This is a genomic window from uncultured Capnocytophaga sp. (assembly GCF_938029845.1).
GTDB lineage: Bacteria > Bacteroidota > Bacteroidia > Flavobacteriales > Flavobacteriaceae > Capnocytophaga.
The window spans coordinates 1-15,747 of sequence record NZ_CALHGG010000026.1 but is presented as its reverse complement, the minus strand read 5'-3'; the positions used below and the strand labels follow the sequence as shown (position 1 = coordinate 15,747).

Here is a 15,747-nt window from a genome sequence, read left to right as displayed (position 1 = left end):
ACTATCTAAGACGCAATAAATTGCGTCTCTACACATGCGCTGGCTAAGACAATTACCAAAAACATAGTCCTCCGTAGAGGCGCAATAAATTGCGCCTTAATGAATTGGACTATACAATTGTTTTCTACTATTGATTCGCGTTAATAAATAGGCGAATTATTTCCCCTACTCCTTAATCAGCTCTGCTAGAGCGAACGCTTCGATATTTTTGGGGAATGTATTAAAGCCCTACCCACACCCTTGATTCCTTACCAACTTGTAATAGGTCGGCGTATATTCTCCCAAAAAGGAGCTACATATTCATTGTAAAAACACAACCTTGTTAAGTTGTCTCCTTCAATACTAATTCCCAAAGCAGGGACAACCATCCAATGACCATGATATAATACTTTCTCGGTGCTTATAAGTCTTTCTATATCTTTATCATTATTCAAATCATAATCTCTTACAAGTATCTTATCAAATAAACAAGGCGTTTTTACATATATGCTACAGAGCAGCTGATTGTAAAATTCAAACAATAAAGAAGCACTTTCAAATATCTTCTTCCCTCCAATCCCTTCTACGGACATTGTTGTGATGTGGTATTCCTTTTTAAAATCCTCTAAAGTAGTATTAAAGACAAATTGATTAACGGCTTTAAAAGGATTTAGTTCCAATATATTAGAACTCCTCAGTAAACTATCTTCTATCAGTTTATGTGCTTTTGGGACATACAAATCTACCAACGAACTATCAAAAACTAATACTTGTGCAAAGATTTTGTTTTTAAAATCAATGTACAAAGATAGCTGTAAGTTCGGATAAATATAGAAATCTCCATCTATAATTGGTTTCTCTTGTGTGATTGTATCAATAGTAGCTACTGTAATCCCTTTGCCATATACTTCTATCTGTTTTACATCCCGAACAGAAATAGTCTGAATACGCTTATTTTCTATTTCAAAGAAAAATGTAAGCGAATTCCTTTCTACTCTTGTTATATCGGAGAAATCTCCCACTTGAAATGTATCTATTTTTCCTCTTTCGATATGAATCATGATTTTTTTGATAATATAGTACTTGCAGTATTTTGGACAATAATGAATGGACACGAGCTACAAGTTTACTAGTTTACGCTCCAAGTAATCCAAGTTTTTCAATTGCTGATAATCAGGGTATAGTATCTTAAAGTCGTTGTATAATTTGTTTTTAAGTTCTGAAAACCAACAAATTATAAAATTCACGAAACTTAAGTCTATAATTTATCATCAAGATTGTGATAATTTGAGGTTCTTAAGTGTAAATTATTTTTTGAATAAGTTCCTCTACAATAACTCTTATAGAAGAGGACATCCTAAGTTTCATTGTATTAGCTTTTTCTATCAGCTGCAACCGAAGTGTCTTATCTTGATACTGTTGTATCCTTGCTTTTACGACTTCCTCCGAAGGCAAACGAGCTATATCCCATTGCTGAGCCAAGGTATAGGTAATGAGATGTCTTTCCGCCTGATAGCTGTAAAGGTGTATCTTATCTACTGCTTTTTCAGTATATAAGCGATCCAACGAAAGGAGCAAACCCGCTACTGCTTTATCATGGGAAACTTTGTCGGCTAATCGTCCATAACCTTGGAAGTCTATTTCTTCTTGGTAGCGCAAGTAAAAGCCTAATTCTGTAAAAAGAGCAGGTGCTGCAATAGCAAAAGCTTCTATCCTAAAACCTTTTTCTTTGAAAGCCAAGGCTGTACGTAATGGAATATCAGCATTACGCATAGTTCCTTCTACTATGATATTGTATCGGTGAGTAATAGCTTCTTGTATAAGTGCTTCTGTAAAAAAGTTAGAGAATAGTTGTGTTTCCGCTGAATAGCTATCAGGGTGCTTTATAAGTTCTTTTGCCTTTGGGTGAAACTCTCTGTAGATATCCCCATTGACAAAGAGAAAGTCTTTATCAGGAAATTGTCGCAAAATAGCCCTTGCCAAACCACTTTTCCCCGAAGCTGGTTGTCCTCCTAAGATAAAGGCAATAGGGTTTTCTTGTGGGCTTAACCCCAACAAAAGATCTGTTTTTTCTCTTTCAAAAATAGCTTCTATACTATAGGCTTCCATTCATTTTCTTTATTAAAGGGCTATAATAATGTACTATTTTATCCATTACAGAAAGGCGTGCCATATCATCAGTACCATATAGCATTTTTTCTTCTTTTAGGTACATCTGAATTCTTTGCTCAAGAGCTTCTTTTTCTGTGAAATCAGTCAGAGCTGATTTTTCTTTAATAGCCCTTACTTTTAAGGAGCCTACAATCTGTAAGGCGGTATCTAAACTAATGGGTTCTTTCATAATTCAGGTTTTTAACAAATATGGTTTATTCTTCTTTGTCATTAAAAAGCTACACGCTATTTTTTTATAATAGGTGCGAGCCAAATGCTCACACCAGCGAGGGCTTTTATTTTTCTGCAAATATACAAAATTAATAATGCGAGTCAATAGTTAAAACACTATTACTATCTAAGACGCAATAAATTGCGTCTCTACACATGCGCTGGCTAAGACAATTACCAAAAACATAGTCCTCCGTAGAGGCGCAATAAATTGCGCCTTAATGAATTGGACTATACAATTGTTTTCTACTATTGATTCGCGTTAATAAATAGGCGAATTATTTCCCCTACTCCTTAATCAGCTCTGCTAGAGCGAACGCTTCGATATTTTTGGGGAATGTATTAAAGCCCTACCCACACCCTTGATTCCTTACCAACTTGTAATAGGTCGGCGTATATTCTCCCAAAAAGGAGCTACATATTCATTGTAAAAACACAACCTTGTTAAGTTGTCTCCTTCAATACTAATTCCCAAAGCAGGGACAACCATCCAATGACCATGATATAATACTTTCTCGGTGCTTATAAGTCTTTCTATATCTTTATCATTATTCAAATCATAATCTCTTACAAGTATCTTATCAAATAAACAAGGCGTTTTTACATATATGCTACAGAGCAGCTGATTGTAAAATTCAAACAATAAAGAAGCACTTTCAAATATCTTCTTCCCTCCAATCCCTTCTACGGACATTGTTGTGATGTGGTATTCCTTTTTAAAATCCTCTAAAGTAGTATTAAAGACAAATTGATTAACGGCTTTAAAAGGATTTAGTTCCAATATATTAGAACTCCTCAGTAAACTATCTTCTATCAGTTTATGTGCTTTTGGGACATACAAATCTACCAACGAACTATCAAAAACTAATACTTGTGCAAAGATTTTGTTTTTAAAATCAATGTACAAAGATAGCTGTAAGTTCGGATAAATATAGAAATCTCCATCTATAATTGGTTTCTCTTGTGTGATTGTATCAATAGTAGCTACTGTAATCCCTTTGCCATATACTTCTATCTGTTTTACATCCCGAACAGAAATAGTCTGAATACGCTTATTTTCTATTTCAAAGAAAAATGTAAGCGAATTCCTTTCTACTCTTGTTATATCGGAGAAATCTCCCACTTGAAATGTATCTATTTTTCCTCTTTCGATATGAATCATGATTTTTTTGATAATATAGTACTTGCAGTATTTTGGACAATAATGAATGGACACGAGCTACAAGTTTACTAGTTTACGCTCCAAGTAATCCAAGTTTTTCAATTGCTGATAATCAGGGTATAGTATCTTAAAGTCGTTGTATAATTTCTGCTTTACAGCTTCTATTTTATGCAGTAATTTTTTGATGGTGAACAACGACTTTCTTTGTCCATTGAATAGGATACGAACATACTCTTCATCCTCTCTTCTGAGGGAAAAATGATAATCATCATACACACTAAATACTTCATTTTTTGTTTCTTCTCCCGAAGCTATTTCCCCTAGATTATCAGCAAAAATAATGAAGAATTTAAGCAAATCAGCCTGAAAATGAAAAAGAGTTTTATCATCATTTAAAATTAAAACCTCTCCCCATAGCATTTTCTCAACGATTTCAGATTTAGAAAAATGATAGTATTTTTCCTTTCTTACTTTTTTATATATTTCTAAATCAATCTGATATTGGATTATTATATTACCTTTTTTCATAGTTATTTAGTTTTCTCAAAAGTGCTATCTTTCACGAAGGGCTTTTGTATTCTACTGATTGGAAAGGTATTGAAGCTTTAACAACACATCTAAAATCACCCTTCTCCTAATACTATGTACTTAATACCTAAAAGATTCAAATCATCTATAATTTTTAATATTTTGTGTTTTTCTATAGCTATTACTTGCAAATTTTTGATAGGAGTTATATCACTTATTTCTTTAATAGGATTATAGAACATATATAGTTTTTTCAAATTAGGCAGGTGTTCTAACCCTATCAAACTCTCTATTTTATTTTCTTGTACCTCTAAAAACTCAAGAGATTTTAATTTTTTAAAAGGAAGAAAATTAATAAATGGAGAATCATATAAATCTAAATGTTTTAGTTTTTTACAATTTTCCAATCCTTCTAATTTTTGATTCGTATCAGCATTATAGCCATGCAAATTCCGTAAATTTGGTGTGCTTTTCAAAGAATAAAAATCAAAATCTTTAAAATCTACATATAAATTCTCTAATTTAGGAAAGGATTTATCTATAAACTTAATGTAATTATTTGTTGTGCGTAATTCTTTTAAACTGGGGATATTTACATTTGCTAAATTCGTTATTGAAGTATCCGAGACATTTAATATTTTAATTGAATTACTACTAATATTCAAATTGGTTATCTTCTTATTTTTTGTAATCTCTAAAGTCTTTAAAGCTGGGAAATCAGGAAAGTTATCAAATACATCCATATGGGGGAAAGAGCAACATTCTAATGTTAAGTCTCTAAGTTGCTCCAATCGCTTTAACTCACTTAAATCTGACAAATTACACTTATAAAAAGTTATTTCTTTCAAAGTATCCACAAAAGGTAGAAAATCATCAAGAGAATCAATATTCTCCTCAGAAAATATTATTTCTACTACTTTATTTCGGTATAGCCGTATAGCACTCCTTTGGGAAGAAATGTAGTTTGCTGAGATATTATTTAAATTGTATTTCTTTATTAGACCTGATAACATATATTTATCTTTTCACATATCCAGCTTCTGTATCAAATTTTATTGAGTTGTTTTTTTATTTCCTCGACTTGTTTTAACATAGCAAAAGATTGTGTTTCATAATAATTATCTTCAAATTCGTTGTTTTTAATTTTTTCAATTCGATTTTCCAACAAAGGAATAAAAGTTACAGAATCAAAATCTTGAAAATGTCCCTTGTATTTTATCAACAACTCTTTTAGATAGATAAGAATATCATTACAGAGTTCATTACGCATTTCGTCCTCTGAAAGATCTACATATTTATTTAAAACAAGCATTTGGTCTATTACAAGTTCATCTTTTTTTCGCATATACCGAGCATACGATTTTAATTTACCTTTTTCAATATCTTTTATATTAAACAACCTTAAAATAATGCTTAATGATATATGATGTCTGTCTATTTTCTGTAATTGATTAGATATAGATTTCTGCCATATCATATTATTTAGATTATCAATTATATATCTTGCAACTTTTATTTGTTTTACATTATTTTCAAAATTTCCGGCGTATCTTGATTCGTAAGTTATCTTTAAAAAAATACCCATAAGTTCTTGTTTTTTTGTATTTTTTGATTCGTATCAGCATTATAGCCGTACCATTTCCATAGATTCGACCTATTAATTTGAATCAATAGTTAAAATATTATTTGCTAACTTTCTAAGACGCAATAAATTGCGTCTCTACCCTAACGCTGGCTAAGACAACTCCTGATGAGCGTAGTCATCCGTAGAGACGCAATTTATTGCGTCTTAACGAATTAGATTATACAGATATTTTTTAACTATTGATTTGCATTAGTTGTTATCTATCAATGTTTTACAATTCACCACCAGCGTGGTGATGAATTGAGGTTTCTAATTGGGGCTGGTTTATTCCTCTATGAGATAATACTTTTCAAGGTCTCTGTTTTACTGCCTGTAGCAATAAGAGCATCATGATGATTAATAGCTATAAGCCATTCGTATTTCTTAGAAACAAAATAAAACTCATCATAATGACGAAGTTCTCCTATAAGTGGGAGTACTGGGGTTATCCTCCCTTCATAAAACCAAAACTTATCATTCTGAGATTCCGCAAAGATAAAGAATATCTCTTCCTGTGCATCAATAAGTTCAGTAAGATAATTTTCAGGATTATGAGGCGGAACAAAAGCAACTGCTTCTTGAGAAAAATCCTCCCAAAGCCAATAGTACCTACCTCTTTGATGCTTACAGAATGTCTTATAAATCTGAGTCTCTACAGCTTTCCATTCATCTATCCCTAATGGGCGAAAATCCTCTGAAGAAATCTGCAATTGAACCACTAATTGTGCTATTTCTGTTCTAAGACTTGTCCAAGTTCGTTTTTTCTTTGCCATTAGTCATTTCATTTTTTTGTCTCTGAATGAGTTGAATTATAAACCTCTGCCAAACTGCCTTTTTTGGTAGCATTCAGCCACTGACTTGACCACTGACTACTGATCCAAACCGCTAAACAAATCGGGCTGTATCACCTCCGGCGCTGCGGTGTCCTCTTCTTCGGTGAGTTCTTCTACTGTTTGAGGTTCTTCGTATGGAAGTGGCTCCAAAGGAATAATCTCCTTGATACGCTCGGTAGAGAGTTGGTTACCAATGGCTTTGATACCCTTGATAGCAATAAACTCTTCTATATTGACCATTTGGTTTTCGGCACGCTCTCGGCCTGTCTTGGTAAATACCACCTCAGCCATAGGACGCCACTGGGTAGAGACAAAGAGCAGCTGAGACTTAGGATGATCGGAGATAACCAGTTCCTCACGGTTAGGGTTTTCCACTAAGAAGCGTTTGACAAAGTAGCGTTCCTTTTCCCCTTCGTAATGGATTACTGAAATAGGCTTTTCAGGGTTCCACTTTTCTATAATAAGTAAGTTCGGGTCAAAGTGTAGAGAGAGATCAGGGATTACTGTCTTCACTACCGCATCTTTACCAATAAGTAGCAACCTATCTTCACCCTTGAAGGAGCCAAGTAGCTCGCCACGCCCCTCGGTATTGAGGCGGTGTACGATAGGGTCATACCATATCTTGCGTGGCTTGAGGGTAGAAACACCTTTTTCCTTGAGTTCTATACGCTTGATAGCATACTTTGTTACGATATTTCCACGAGAGGCTCTTCCCTTGATAAGAATATCGGCGAAATTGATATCCCATTTGAGCTTCTTGACGCTACCTGCTTGACGAAGAATAATGGTAATAAGTTCCGCTTCTCCGTTGGGATTGGCTGAGAAGTATAGGATTTGAGAATCCTTATGCGGTTCTACCACGTCATATTCCTTATCACGGATGATTCCCGTTACAGTAAAGCGCTTGATATAGGAGATTTTGTCATTTCCGTTGCGATACACTAGGTTGTACACGGTGCGAGTGTCATTCTTCTTGAATACCCCTACATGAACAATATTCTTGCCTATATAGCTCTTTTCGGTTACCTTGGTGATAATCATTTTCCCTTCGGCGGTAAAGACAATAATATCGTCTATATCACTGCAATCGGCTACATATTCGTCCTTCCTAAGAGAAGTACCTACGAATCCCTCTTCCCTATTGACATAGAGCTTAAGGTTGCGTACCACTACTTTGGTAGCCTCAATGGTATCAAAAGGTCGTATCTCCGTTTTGCGTTCCTTGCCTTTGCCATATTTCTTTTGCAGATTTCTGAAATAATCAATAGCGAAAGCAATCAAATTGGCCAAGTGGTTTTTTACCTCTTCTATACCTGCTTCTATCTTCAAAAGAGCCTCTTCAGCCTTATAGGTATCATAGCGAGTGATACGGATCATAGGAATCTGGGTGAGGCGATCCATATCCTCATCGGTGATAGGGCGCAAGAGTTGTTCTGCAAAAGGCTCAAAGCGCTTATATAGGTAGGCAAAAAGGCTTTCCTTGTCACTATAATTCTTGAAGTCAATATACATCTCCTCTCGGATAAATATTTTCTCCAAGGAGGCATTATGCCATTTTTGTTCTAGGTCATCGAGCTTTACCTCCAATTCCTTTTTGAGAATCTCCACTGTCCTATCGGTACTCTTGCGCAGTATATCACTCACCCCAATAAAGTGAGGTTTGTTCCCCTCAATCACGCAGCAGAGCGGGGAGATGGACAGCTCGCAATCGGTAAAGGCATACAGGGCATCTATGGTCTTATCGGGGGAAATTCCCTTAGGCAGATGCACCAATATCTCCACCTCCTTGGCGGTATTGTCATCTACCTTGGCGACTTTGATTTTTCCTTTTTCATTAGCCTTGAGGATGGATTCGATCAGTGAAGAAGTGGTCGTTCCGAAAGGTATTTCAGTAATAACCAAGGTCGCTTTGTCCCTCTGGGCGATACGGGCACGTACCTTGATACGACCGCCACGCATCCCATCGTTATAACCTGCTACATCCATAATCCCTGCTGTAGGGAAATCGGGATATAGCTCAAAGGGCTTGTCCTGCAAGTACTGCACTGAAGCCTCAATAAGTTCATTGAAGTTATGGGGTAGGATTTTGGTTGAAAGTCCCACGGCAATTCCTTCTGCTCCTTGGGCTAGGAGTAGGGGAAACTTTACAGGCAGGTGCACAGGCTCATCGTTACGGCCATCGTAGCTCTTTTGCCACTGGGTCACCTTGGGGCTAAAAAGCACATCAAGCGCGAAGTGGGAAAGACGTGCCTCTATATATCGGGGGGCTGCGGCATCATCCCCTGTGAGGATATTCCCCCAGCTTCCTTGGGTGTCGATGAGCAACTGTTTTTGTCCTAATTGGATAATAGCATCCCCAATAGAAGCATCCCCATGAGGGTGATACTTCATGGTATTACCCACGATATTGGCTACCTTGTTATAGCGACCGTCCTCTAGCTCGTCCATGGAATGCATGATACGACGCTGCACGGGCTTAAATCCGTCCTCCAAAGCGGGAACAGCACGTTCTAAGATGACATAAGAGGCATAGTCCAAAAACCAATTTTGATACATGCCACTGAGGCGTGTGATGGTCTCTTGCGCCTCTGCTTGAGGGAAATCTTCCATGATAATTAAGGTAAAAAGTAAAGGATAAAAAGTAAAAGCTTTGCCTAGTAAAAAGATAAAAAGTAAAAAGTAAAAGTCCTTATCCTACATTTACTTTTTACTTTTTACCTTTTATCTATTTTTTAGAATTGTTGTCCTAAGATAAAGTGGGTTTCCCAACCATGTGGGGTAGTGCGTCCGTTGATACCATCGTAACCATACCCAAAGTCAAAGCCGAGGATACCAAGCATAGGCATAAAGATACGAATACCGAAACCTGCGGAACGCTTGATGTCAAACGGATTGTACTGGGAGAAAGTTCCGAATGAGTTGGCTCCCTCAGCAAATACCAATCCATAAATAGAAGCCATAGGCTTGAGGGTGATAGGGTATCGCAGTTCGAGAGAGAACTTATTATAAATCACATCTCCGTCACGTGCTGAGAGAGATTGGTTCGGATAACCACGCATCTGTATGTATTCACGTCCTTCGAGAGAGTTGTAAGACATACCGTCGCCCCCTACCATGAAGCGTTCGAAAGGCACGGTACCTCTGTCCCTATTATAGTAACCCAAGTAACCGAAGTCTACCGAAGGGCGCAATACAAGCTTATCTACCAGATTCAAGTACCAGTTTCCTTGCAAACGTAGCTTATAGAATTCCAACCACTTAAATCGCTCTTGGTCAATCTCGGAAATACGATTGGCATTGCCATTGGCTTCTGCCACATTGCGTTGTTCCATAAGTGACTTATAATCTACCCCGTTGAACAAGGAATAAGGAGGGGTAAGCTTGGCGGTAATGGTAAAATCACTTCCTCCGAGAGGGAAGATAGGATTAGGTCCGCTGGAGCGTCGGCTTAGGGAGACCGTGTACGCCAAGGCATTGGCATGTCCGTTCCCGAAAGTAAAGAGCGTGGTGTTATAGTTTCTCAGGTCATAATAGTTATAGCTTATGTTCTGAGAGAGTTGGAAATAGTCATCAGGCACCTGAAGGCGTTTTGCCAATCCCAAATATACCCCTGTGATATAGAAGCGCTTGCTCTTATCCACATCATAGGTATAGTAGTTATAATCATAACTCACCGAATAGTTGAAGCCGAGAGAGAACTGTACAGGTCGCTCTCCTCCCCACCAAGGTTCCATAAAGGAGAAGCTACCTACCCTATAAGCACGACCCACACTCACGTTCAGGGCTAGCTTTTGGGCATCCCCCATAGGAAGCGGACGGTAAGACTTCTTGTCAAATATATTTTGTATAGAGAAGTTGTTAAAGTTCAACCCTAGGGTACCCATGAAACCTCCCCCACCATAACCACCTTGTAGTTGTATCTGGCTGGAGGAACCACTATCGGTAAGACCATATTCAAGATCTACAGTTCCAGAATTCGGGTCAGGATTCTTGATCTGAGGGTTAATACTCTGTGCATCGAAGATACCCAACTGAGAAAGCTCACGTACTGTACGTATTACATCCTCTTTGGAGTAAAGATACCCAGGACGGGTACGCATCTCACGGTAGATCACCCTGTCGTTGGTGATATTATTACCTGTTACTGTTATATTATTAAAGTGTGCTTGCTTACCCTCATGGATACGTACCTCAAAGTTGATAGTGTCATTGACTACCGAAGTCTCAACAGGGTTAATCTGAGAGAAGAGGTAACCCGTATTCTGGTATAGGTTGGAGATGCTATTGGCATCGGGGTCTTTAGGGTCATTGATACGGTTGCGCAACTGTACCCCGTTATATACTTCCCCTTTTTTCAGCCCTAGAATATGGCTAAGCATCTGGTTACTATAAATGGTATTCCCCAAGAACTTGATATCCCCGAAGTAGTATTTGCGTCCTTCCTCCAAGGAGATTTTAAGGTCAATATTCTCTTTTCCATCGTAGAGCGTATCGCGTTTTACACGAGCATCACGATATCCATTTTCCTTATAGAAGTCAATGAGCGAAGCCAAGTCCTCGTTATACTTATCTTGTACGTACTTAGAGCGCTTCCAGAAACGACCAAAGAAACGTTGCTTGGTCTTTTTCATCTGCCTGCGCAGCTTGCTATCTGCAAATTTCTCATTCCCCTCGAAGGAGATATGATTGATCTTCACCTTATACCCCCTATCTATACGAATGAGCATACGCTCCTTGGTACCCAATGAATCGACAGGCTGTGTGGTGATATGTACTTTGGTATTGAGAAAACCTTCCTTGCGATACTTATCGGTGATATAGGATTTGGTTTTAGCGATAAGGCTTTCATTGACCTTTTTAGAGACTTTGAGTTTGTCCTTATCCAGTTCTATTTTTTTGAGTAGCTCTTCGGCTTTTCTTTTGCGGATACCGTCAATCTTAACCTCAGTGAGTTCAGGCATTTCCTGAATAACAAACTCCAAGAAAGCTTTATTCCCCTCAATTTTAGCGATATAGATATCTATATCATTGAACACCTGATACTTCCACAACTTGTGAATGATACGGGTAAAACGTTCGCTGGGAATAGTAATCTTATCCCCCACTTTCAGTCCTGAAGCCACGATAATGGTTTGTGCATTGTAGTGCTTCGCCCCTTTGACTTCTATGCCTCCTATAACGAACTCACGTCCTTTTTCCAACGCCGTCAGCGTAGGCGCTTGAGAAAGGGTATCCTGCACTACTACTGTAGCGAGGGTATCCTTTGCCATCTGCTGCTCTTGTGCATAAGTTATATGAAGAAAGAGTATCCCAAAAATATATAGAAAATTTCTCATACTAAAGTTGTTCACTGGTTTTTCCAAATCTGCGTTCTCTGTTTTGATAGTTTAGAAGGGCTTTGTGTAGCTGTTCAGGAGTGAAGTCAGGCCAAAGCACATCGGTAAAGTATAATTCGGCATAGGCTATTTGCCAGAGCAGGAAGTTACTGATACGGCACTCTCCGCTGGTGCGAATAAGCAAATCCACAGGAGGTATCTCTTGGGTATAGAGTGCTTTTTGTATTTCTTGAGGGGTAATCTGCTCAGGGGTAAGAAGTCCCTGTTGTACCTTGCGGGCGAGCTGCTGGGTCATCTGGAGGAGTTCCTGCTGTCCCCCATACGCCAAGGCAAGGCTTACAGTAGTGCTCGTATTGTCTTTAGTCTGTTCCATAGCTTTGTAGAGTTCTTTTCTCACTTTAGAGGGCAGGCTCTCCAAATCGCCTATGGCATTGAGACGGATATTATTCTTTTGCATAATAGCCACCTCCTTGTTCAGATAGCGTGATAATAAGTGCATCAGTGCCTCCACTTCTAACTTGGGGCGATTCCAATTTTCTGTTGAAAAAGCATAAAGAGTAAGGTAAGGGATACCCAGCTGGGAGGCTTCTTGTATGATCTCCCGTACTGTTTTCGCTCCTTTTTCATGGCCGAAGATACGCTGTTTGCCTTGTTGTTTCGCCCAGCGACCATTACCATCCATGATGATTGCCAAATGCTTGGGGAGCATTTCTTTTTCTATATTCATTGGCTTATCTGCAAAATTACTATCAAGTGGCAAAGGTATGTTTTTTTTGGCAAATCTGAAAATATTTATATCTTATTTGGCAAATTCAAAACAGTTGCACTTCTTAGCCCCAAAGGTATAGGTAAGGTAAGCCCCTGTAATCATATACCAGTCGGGAGTGTTGAGGTTTCCGAACCATTTTCCCTTGCCTGACTTGCTGCCGTCTATATTATTGGTAAAGGTATAGCGCATGCTCACCTCCGCCCCTATGAGAAAGCGGGATCCCCAAAGGCGAGTCTTGACCCCAAAGGTAAAGGGAATAGCCCAAGACTCATCACGCTCAGGATAGGTCTGATACTTAGCTGCTTGATCGCGGATCGTGAGGTCGTCAAAGTAGAGCCTATCCATCTTGAAAAAGTAGAATCCTGTATGCACATAAGGGGTAAAGAGCAACTTAAAAGGATCATGCGTATCAAAATGGAGAAAATCATATTCCACCCCTGCCCCCATTTCCACCATGCGGTTAAGGAAAGAAAAACCACGCTGCTTACGTGCCTCCGTAGTGGCACGTTCATCCTTATCCCAAAGTTCGAACCACTTGATGTCAGCACGTAGGGAAAGCTGTTTGCGCAGGTTACGCTTATAGATCAAGCCCATAGCAGGCTTGGTAGGATACACATAATAGGTAGCCCCAATATCCGAAATGGGATTGGCGCCGCCAAAATAAAAGCCTATCTCATTATATTGTGCTGAGGTCTTGGTAAGGGTAAAGAAACCTACAAGCAGCCAGAGAAAATATTTCTGCATTGGTTGATAATTGTTAGTTGTTAATTATTAATTGTCAATCCGTTAGTTGCTAGTGCTTTAATAGCTTAAAGCTGCTTACTATATTCATTTTCTTAATCATCAGGTTATTTATAATTAAGCATTGACTATTGACAATTAATCTGTGCTTTTCACTCCTCATTTTTCATTATTTAAGAGTGATTGTACGGCAGAAAGACAAAGACTAAAGAGTACGGCGTACCAGAAACCTTGTATCTCGATACCGTCAATAAGTCTATCGGCTAAGATAATAATAATCGTATTGATGATAATCAAAAACAGCCCAAAGGTAATCACTGTAATAGGTAAGGAGAGCACTATCAATATAGGTCTTAGAAATATATTGAGCAGGCTCACCACCAAGGAAAACCATAAGGCATCGGTGAAATCATTTACTATGATATGTGGTAACACCTTACTTAGTCCCAAGATGAGTAAGCTGGTAATAATAAGGTTTAGAATATATTTCATTTTGGTTTATTTTTGTAGGAACTGGGAGGTAATCTCAAAAAATTCCTTAGGTTTTTCGACTTGTACCCAGTGTCCTGCTCCCTCTACGATTACTTCGGTAGCTTTTGGAAAATGCTGCTTGATGAGCGCCATGTCCTCAGGGAGTACATAATTGGACTTGCCTCCTATGACGAAGAGAGCTTCCCCATTATAGATAGTACCTGTAGGCAAGGCGGTGCCTATCTCGGCTACTCGATCGCGAAGTACAGGCAAGTTAATGCGCAAGCCTAACTGATCGGCACTTACTCTGTATACATTCTTGAGGAGGAACTGGCGTATAGGAACATCTATGATAAACTTACTCAATTGCTGGTCAGCCTCCTCACGGGTTTTGATCTGGGTAAAGTCGAGGGTAGAAAGTGCATCAAGTATTACCTTGTGATGCACAGGGTAATACTTAGGTGCCATATCCACCACTACGATACGCTCGGTACGCTCGGGGTGTGTTACCGCCAATAGCATGGTGGTCTTGCCCCCCATGGAGTGGCCAATGATCGGAGCGGAGGCTATCTGATGATAATCCATATAGCGAATGAGATCTTCCACCATAAGGGCGTAAGAAAATTCAGGCGAATGGAAGCTATGTCCGTGGTTACGTGCATCGATCACATGTACCTGATAGCCCTCTTGGGCAAAGCGAAGAGAGTGGGTACGCCAATTGTCCGCCATACCTAAGAAACCATGGAGAATAATAAGGGGCTTCCCTTCCCCCACAATCTGAGAATTAATAAGTTCCATAATACGATTATTTAAGACGATACAGATACATGCTCACTACATTCTGAAGCCCTAAGTAGAGTGCTTCACTAATCAAGGCATGCCCTATGGAAACCTCCAAGAGGTTGGGTATCTGTTCTTTAAAATATTTCAAGTTGTCCAAACTAAGGTCATGTCCCGCATTGAGCCCTAAGCCTACACTTTGGGCAACCTTAGCCGCTTGTACATAGGGAAGAATCCCCTCTTGGTTACCACGAGCATATTCTCTCGCATAGGCTTCGGTATAGAGTTCTACACGATCCGTACCTGTCTTGGCTGCTGCTTCCACCATTTGGGGAATAGGATCTACAAAGAGTGAGGTACGGATACCATGTCGCTTGAACTCGGCTACAACCTCTGTCAAATAAGCAGCATGGGTTAGGGTATCCCAACCTGCATTGGAGGTAATAGCATCCTCTGCATCGGGCACAAGGGTTACTTGAGTAGGCTTCACCTGAAGCACCAAATCAATAAACTTAGGGATAGGATTCCCCTCAATGTTATATTCCGTATGGACAATCTTTTTCAAGTCCAAAGCATCTTGGTAACGGATATGTCGCTCATCAGGGCGCGGATGAATCGTAATCCCCTCTGCCCCAAACTCTTGTATATCAGTAGCCACTTGCAACAAATCAGGCACATTGCCCCCACGAGAATTGCGGAGGGTAGCTATTTTATTGATATTTACACTTAATTTTGTCATTTCAAAGCGTCTTTAATAGAGGGCAAAGTTACAAATTATCCACCACATTTACAATCAGGGCCACCCCCACATTTTTTTTTCTTCGTGAAAAAGAATTTTTTTACCAAGAAGAAAACCGCTAAGGCTACTAAAGCATACGTAATTATATCCTGTATCATAGTGTTTGTTTTTTTAAGGGCAAAAATACGATTTTTTTTTAAGTTTTTAGTTGCTTCCTATTAAGTGAATAATCCCCCTAACCCCCGATAGTGAATAATCCCCCCAGCCCCCGAAGGGGGAGCAAGTGACTAGTGCAATGAATACCCCCTAGCCCCCGAAGGGGGAACAAGTGACTAATAACAAATGCAATAGGATTAGTCACTAGTCACTGGTCGTTAGTCACTATCTAAGTCCAAACATAGCC

General features: G+C 38.9%; 16 protein-coding genes. All 16 read right to left on the bottom strand.

Translation table 11 applies throughout. From position 1 onward, the window contains the following. Nucleotides 1-248: 248 nt before the first annotated feature. The 16 genes from Q0625_RS01940 to Q0625_RS01865 all read right to left on the bottom strand — a co-directional run bounded on the left by Q0625_RS01940 (nucleotide 249) and on the right by Q0625_RS01865 (nucleotide 15,502). Nucleotides 249-1,040 (bottom strand): hypothetical protein, encoded by a 792-nt coding sequence (locus tag Q0625_RS01940; protein ID WP_298823209.1) that lies wholly within the window; start codon nucleotides 1,038-1,040, stop codon nucleotides 249-251. 235 nt (nucleotides 1,041-1,275) lie between these two features. Beyond that, nucleotides 1,276-2,088 carry a zeta toxin family protein gene (locus Q0625_RS01935; RefSeq protein ID WP_298823211.1) on the bottom strand — a complete coding sequence of 271 codons (813 nt, stop codon included), beginning with the start codon at nucleotides 2,086-2,088 and terminating at the stop codon, nucleotides 1,276-1,278. Continuing rightward, a complete protein-coding gene (locus Q0625_RS01930) occupies nucleotides 2,075-2,320 on the bottom strand; it encodes a hypothetical protein (protein ID WP_298823210.1) in 246 nt (81 codons plus the stop codon). Before Q0625_RS01930 ends, Q0625_RS01935 begins: the two co-directional genes overlap by 14 nt. Before the next feature lie 411 nt (nucleotides 2,321-2,731). Beyond that, nucleotides 2,732-3,523 carry a hypothetical protein gene (locus tag Q0625_RS01925; protein WP_298823209.1) on the bottom strand — a complete coding sequence of 264 codons (792 nt, stop codon included), beginning with the start codon at nucleotides 3,521-3,523 and terminating at the stop codon, nucleotides 2,732-2,734. A 57-nt stretch (nucleotides 3,524-3,580) separates the two neighbouring features. Next, nucleotides 3,581-4,051 (bottom strand): hypothetical protein, encoded by a 471-nt coding sequence (locus tag Q0625_RS01920; RefSeq protein WP_298823208.1) that lies wholly within the window; start codon nucleotides 4,049-4,051, stop codon nucleotides 3,581-3,583. A 95-nt stretch (nucleotides 4,052-4,146) separates the two neighbouring features. Next, nucleotides 4,147-5,064 (bottom strand): leucine-rich repeat domain-containing protein, encoded by a 918-nt coding sequence (locus Q0625_RS01915; RefSeq protein ID WP_298823207.1) that lies wholly within the window; start codon nucleotides 5,062-5,064, stop codon nucleotides 4,147-4,149. A 32-nt stretch (nucleotides 5,065-5,096) separates the two neighbouring features. Further along, on the bottom strand, nucleotides 5,097-5,636 hold the full coding sequence (locus Q0625_RS01910; protein ID WP_298823206.1) for a hypothetical protein: 540 nt from the start codon (nucleotides 5,634-5,636) through the stop codon (nucleotides 5,097-5,099). 332 nt (nucleotides 5,637-5,968) lie between these two features. Beyond that, the gene (locus Q0625_RS01905) at nucleotides 5,969-6,448 is read right to left on the bottom strand and encodes a DUF6756 family protein (protein ID WP_298823205.1); all 480 of its coding nucleotides are present in this window, start codon (nucleotides 6,446-6,448) and stop codon (nucleotides 5,969-5,971) included. Nucleotides 6,449-6,544: 96 nt separating this feature from the next. Beyond that, nucleotides 6,545-9,118, bottom strand: a complete 2,574-nt coding sequence (locus Q0625_RS01900; RefSeq protein ID WP_298823204.1) for a DNA gyrase/topoisomerase IV subunit A — start codon at nucleotides 9,116-9,118, stop codon at nucleotides 6,545-6,547. 122 nt (nucleotides 9,119-9,240) lie between these two features. Beyond that, nucleotides 9,241-11,844 carry an outer membrane protein assembly factor BamA gene (gene bamA / locus Q0625_RS01895; protein ID WP_298823203.1) on the bottom strand — a complete coding sequence of 868 codons (2,604 nt, stop codon included), beginning with the start codon at nucleotides 11,842-11,844 and terminating at the stop codon, nucleotides 9,241-9,243. 1 nt (nucleotide 11,845) lies between these two features. Continuing rightward, nucleotides 11,846-12,571: an isoprenyl transferase gene (locus Q0625_RS01890; RefSeq protein ID WP_298823202.1), complete on the bottom strand. Its 726-nt coding sequence runs from the start codon at nucleotides 12,569-12,571 to the stop codon at nucleotides 11,846-11,848. Nucleotides 12,572-12,643: 72 nt separating this feature from the next. Next, nucleotides 12,644-13,357, bottom strand: a complete 714-nt coding sequence (locus Q0625_RS01885; RefSeq protein WP_298823201.1) for a DUF6089 family protein — start codon at nucleotides 13,355-13,357, stop codon at nucleotides 12,644-12,646. Nucleotides 13,358-13,513: 156 nt separating this feature from the next. Then, nucleotides 13,514-13,846, bottom strand: a complete 333-nt coding sequence (locus Q0625_RS01880) for a phage holin family protein (protein ID WP_298823200.1) — start codon at nucleotides 13,844-13,846, stop codon at nucleotides 13,514-13,516. Between the two features lie 6 nt (nucleotides 13,847-13,852). Then, on the bottom strand, nucleotides 13,853-14,623 hold the full coding sequence (locus Q0625_RS01875; RefSeq protein ID WP_298823199.1) for an alpha/beta fold hydrolase: 771 nt from the start codon (nucleotides 14,621-14,623) through the stop codon (nucleotides 13,853-13,855). Nucleotides 14,624-14,630: 7 nt separating this feature from the next. Then, nucleotides 14,631-15,344 carry a pyridoxine 5'-phosphate synthase gene (locus tag Q0625_RS01870; RefSeq protein ID WP_298823198.1) on the bottom strand — a complete coding sequence of 238 codons (714 nt, stop codon included), beginning with the start codon at nucleotides 15,342-15,344 and terminating at the stop codon, nucleotides 14,631-14,633. Between the two features lie 35 nt (nucleotides 15,345-15,379). Then, nucleotides 15,380-15,502, bottom strand: coding sequence for a FeoB-associated Cys-rich membrane protein (locus tag Q0625_RS01865; RefSeq protein ID WP_009642058.1), 123 nt, complete (start codon nucleotides 15,500-15,502; stop codon nucleotides 15,380-15,382). Between the last annotated feature and the right edge of the window lie 245 nt (nucleotides 15,503-15,747).

Coding starts and splice junctions, on each gene's coding strand:
- Q0625_RS01935 (WP_298823211.1), bottom strand. CDS start 2,088: ATGGAAGCCTATAGTATAGAAGCTATTTTTGAAAGAGAAAAAACAGAT.
- Q0625_RS01885 (WP_298823201.1), bottom strand. CDS start 13,357: ATGCAGAAATATTTTCTCTGGCTGCTTGTAGGTTTCTTTACCCTTACC.
- Q0625_RS01890 (WP_298823202.1), bottom strand. CDS start 12,571: ATGAATATAGAAAAAGAAATGCTCCCCAAGCATTTGGCAATCATCATG.
- Q0625_RS01940 (WP_298823209.1), bottom strand. CDS start 1,040: ATGATTCATATCGAAAGAGGAAAAATAGATACATTTCAAGTGGGAGAT.
- Q0625_RS01900 (WP_298823204.1), bottom strand. CDS start 9,118: ATGGAAGATTTCCCTCAAGCAGAGGCGCAAGAGACCATCACACGCCTC.
- Q0625_RS01870 (WP_298823198.1), bottom strand. CDS start 15,344: ATGACAAAATTAAGTGTAAATATCAATAAAATAGCTACCCTCCGCAAT.
- Q0625_RS01915 (WP_298823207.1), bottom strand. CDS start 5,064: ATGTTATCAGGTCTAATAAAGAAATACAATTTAAATAATATCTCAGCA.
- Q0625_RS01880 (WP_298823200.1), bottom strand. CDS start 13,846: ATGAAATATATTCTAAACCTTATTATTACCAGCTTACTCATCTTGGGA.
- Q0625_RS01875 (WP_298823199.1), bottom strand. CDS start 14,623: ATGGAACTTATTAATTCTCAGATTGTGGGGGAAGGGAAGCCCCTTATT.
- Q0625_RS01905 (WP_298823205.1), bottom strand. CDS start 6,448: ATGGCAAAGAAAAAACGAACTTGGACAAGTCTTAGAACAGAAATAGCA.
- Q0625_RS01925 (WP_298823209.1), bottom strand. CDS start 3,523: ATGATTCATATCGAAAGAGGAAAAATAGATACATTTCAAGTGGGAGAT.
- Q0625_RS01910 (WP_298823206.1), bottom strand. CDS start 5,636: ATGGGTATTTTTTTAAAGATAACTTACGAATCAAGATACGCCGGAAAT.
- bamA (WP_298823203.1), bottom strand. CDS start 11,844: ATGAGAAATTTTCTATATATTTTTGGGATACTCTTTCTTCATATAACT.
- Q0625_RS01930 (WP_298823210.1), bottom strand. CDS start 2,320: ATGAAAGAACCCATTAGTTTAGATACCGCCTTACAGATTGTAGGCTCC.
- Q0625_RS01865 (WP_009642058.1), bottom strand. CDS start 15,502: ATGATACAGGATATAATTACGTATGCTTTAGTAGCCTTAGCGGTTTTC.
- Q0625_RS01920 (WP_298823208.1), bottom strand. CDS start 4,051: ATGAAAAAAGGTAATATAATAATCCAATATCAGATTGATTTAGAAATA.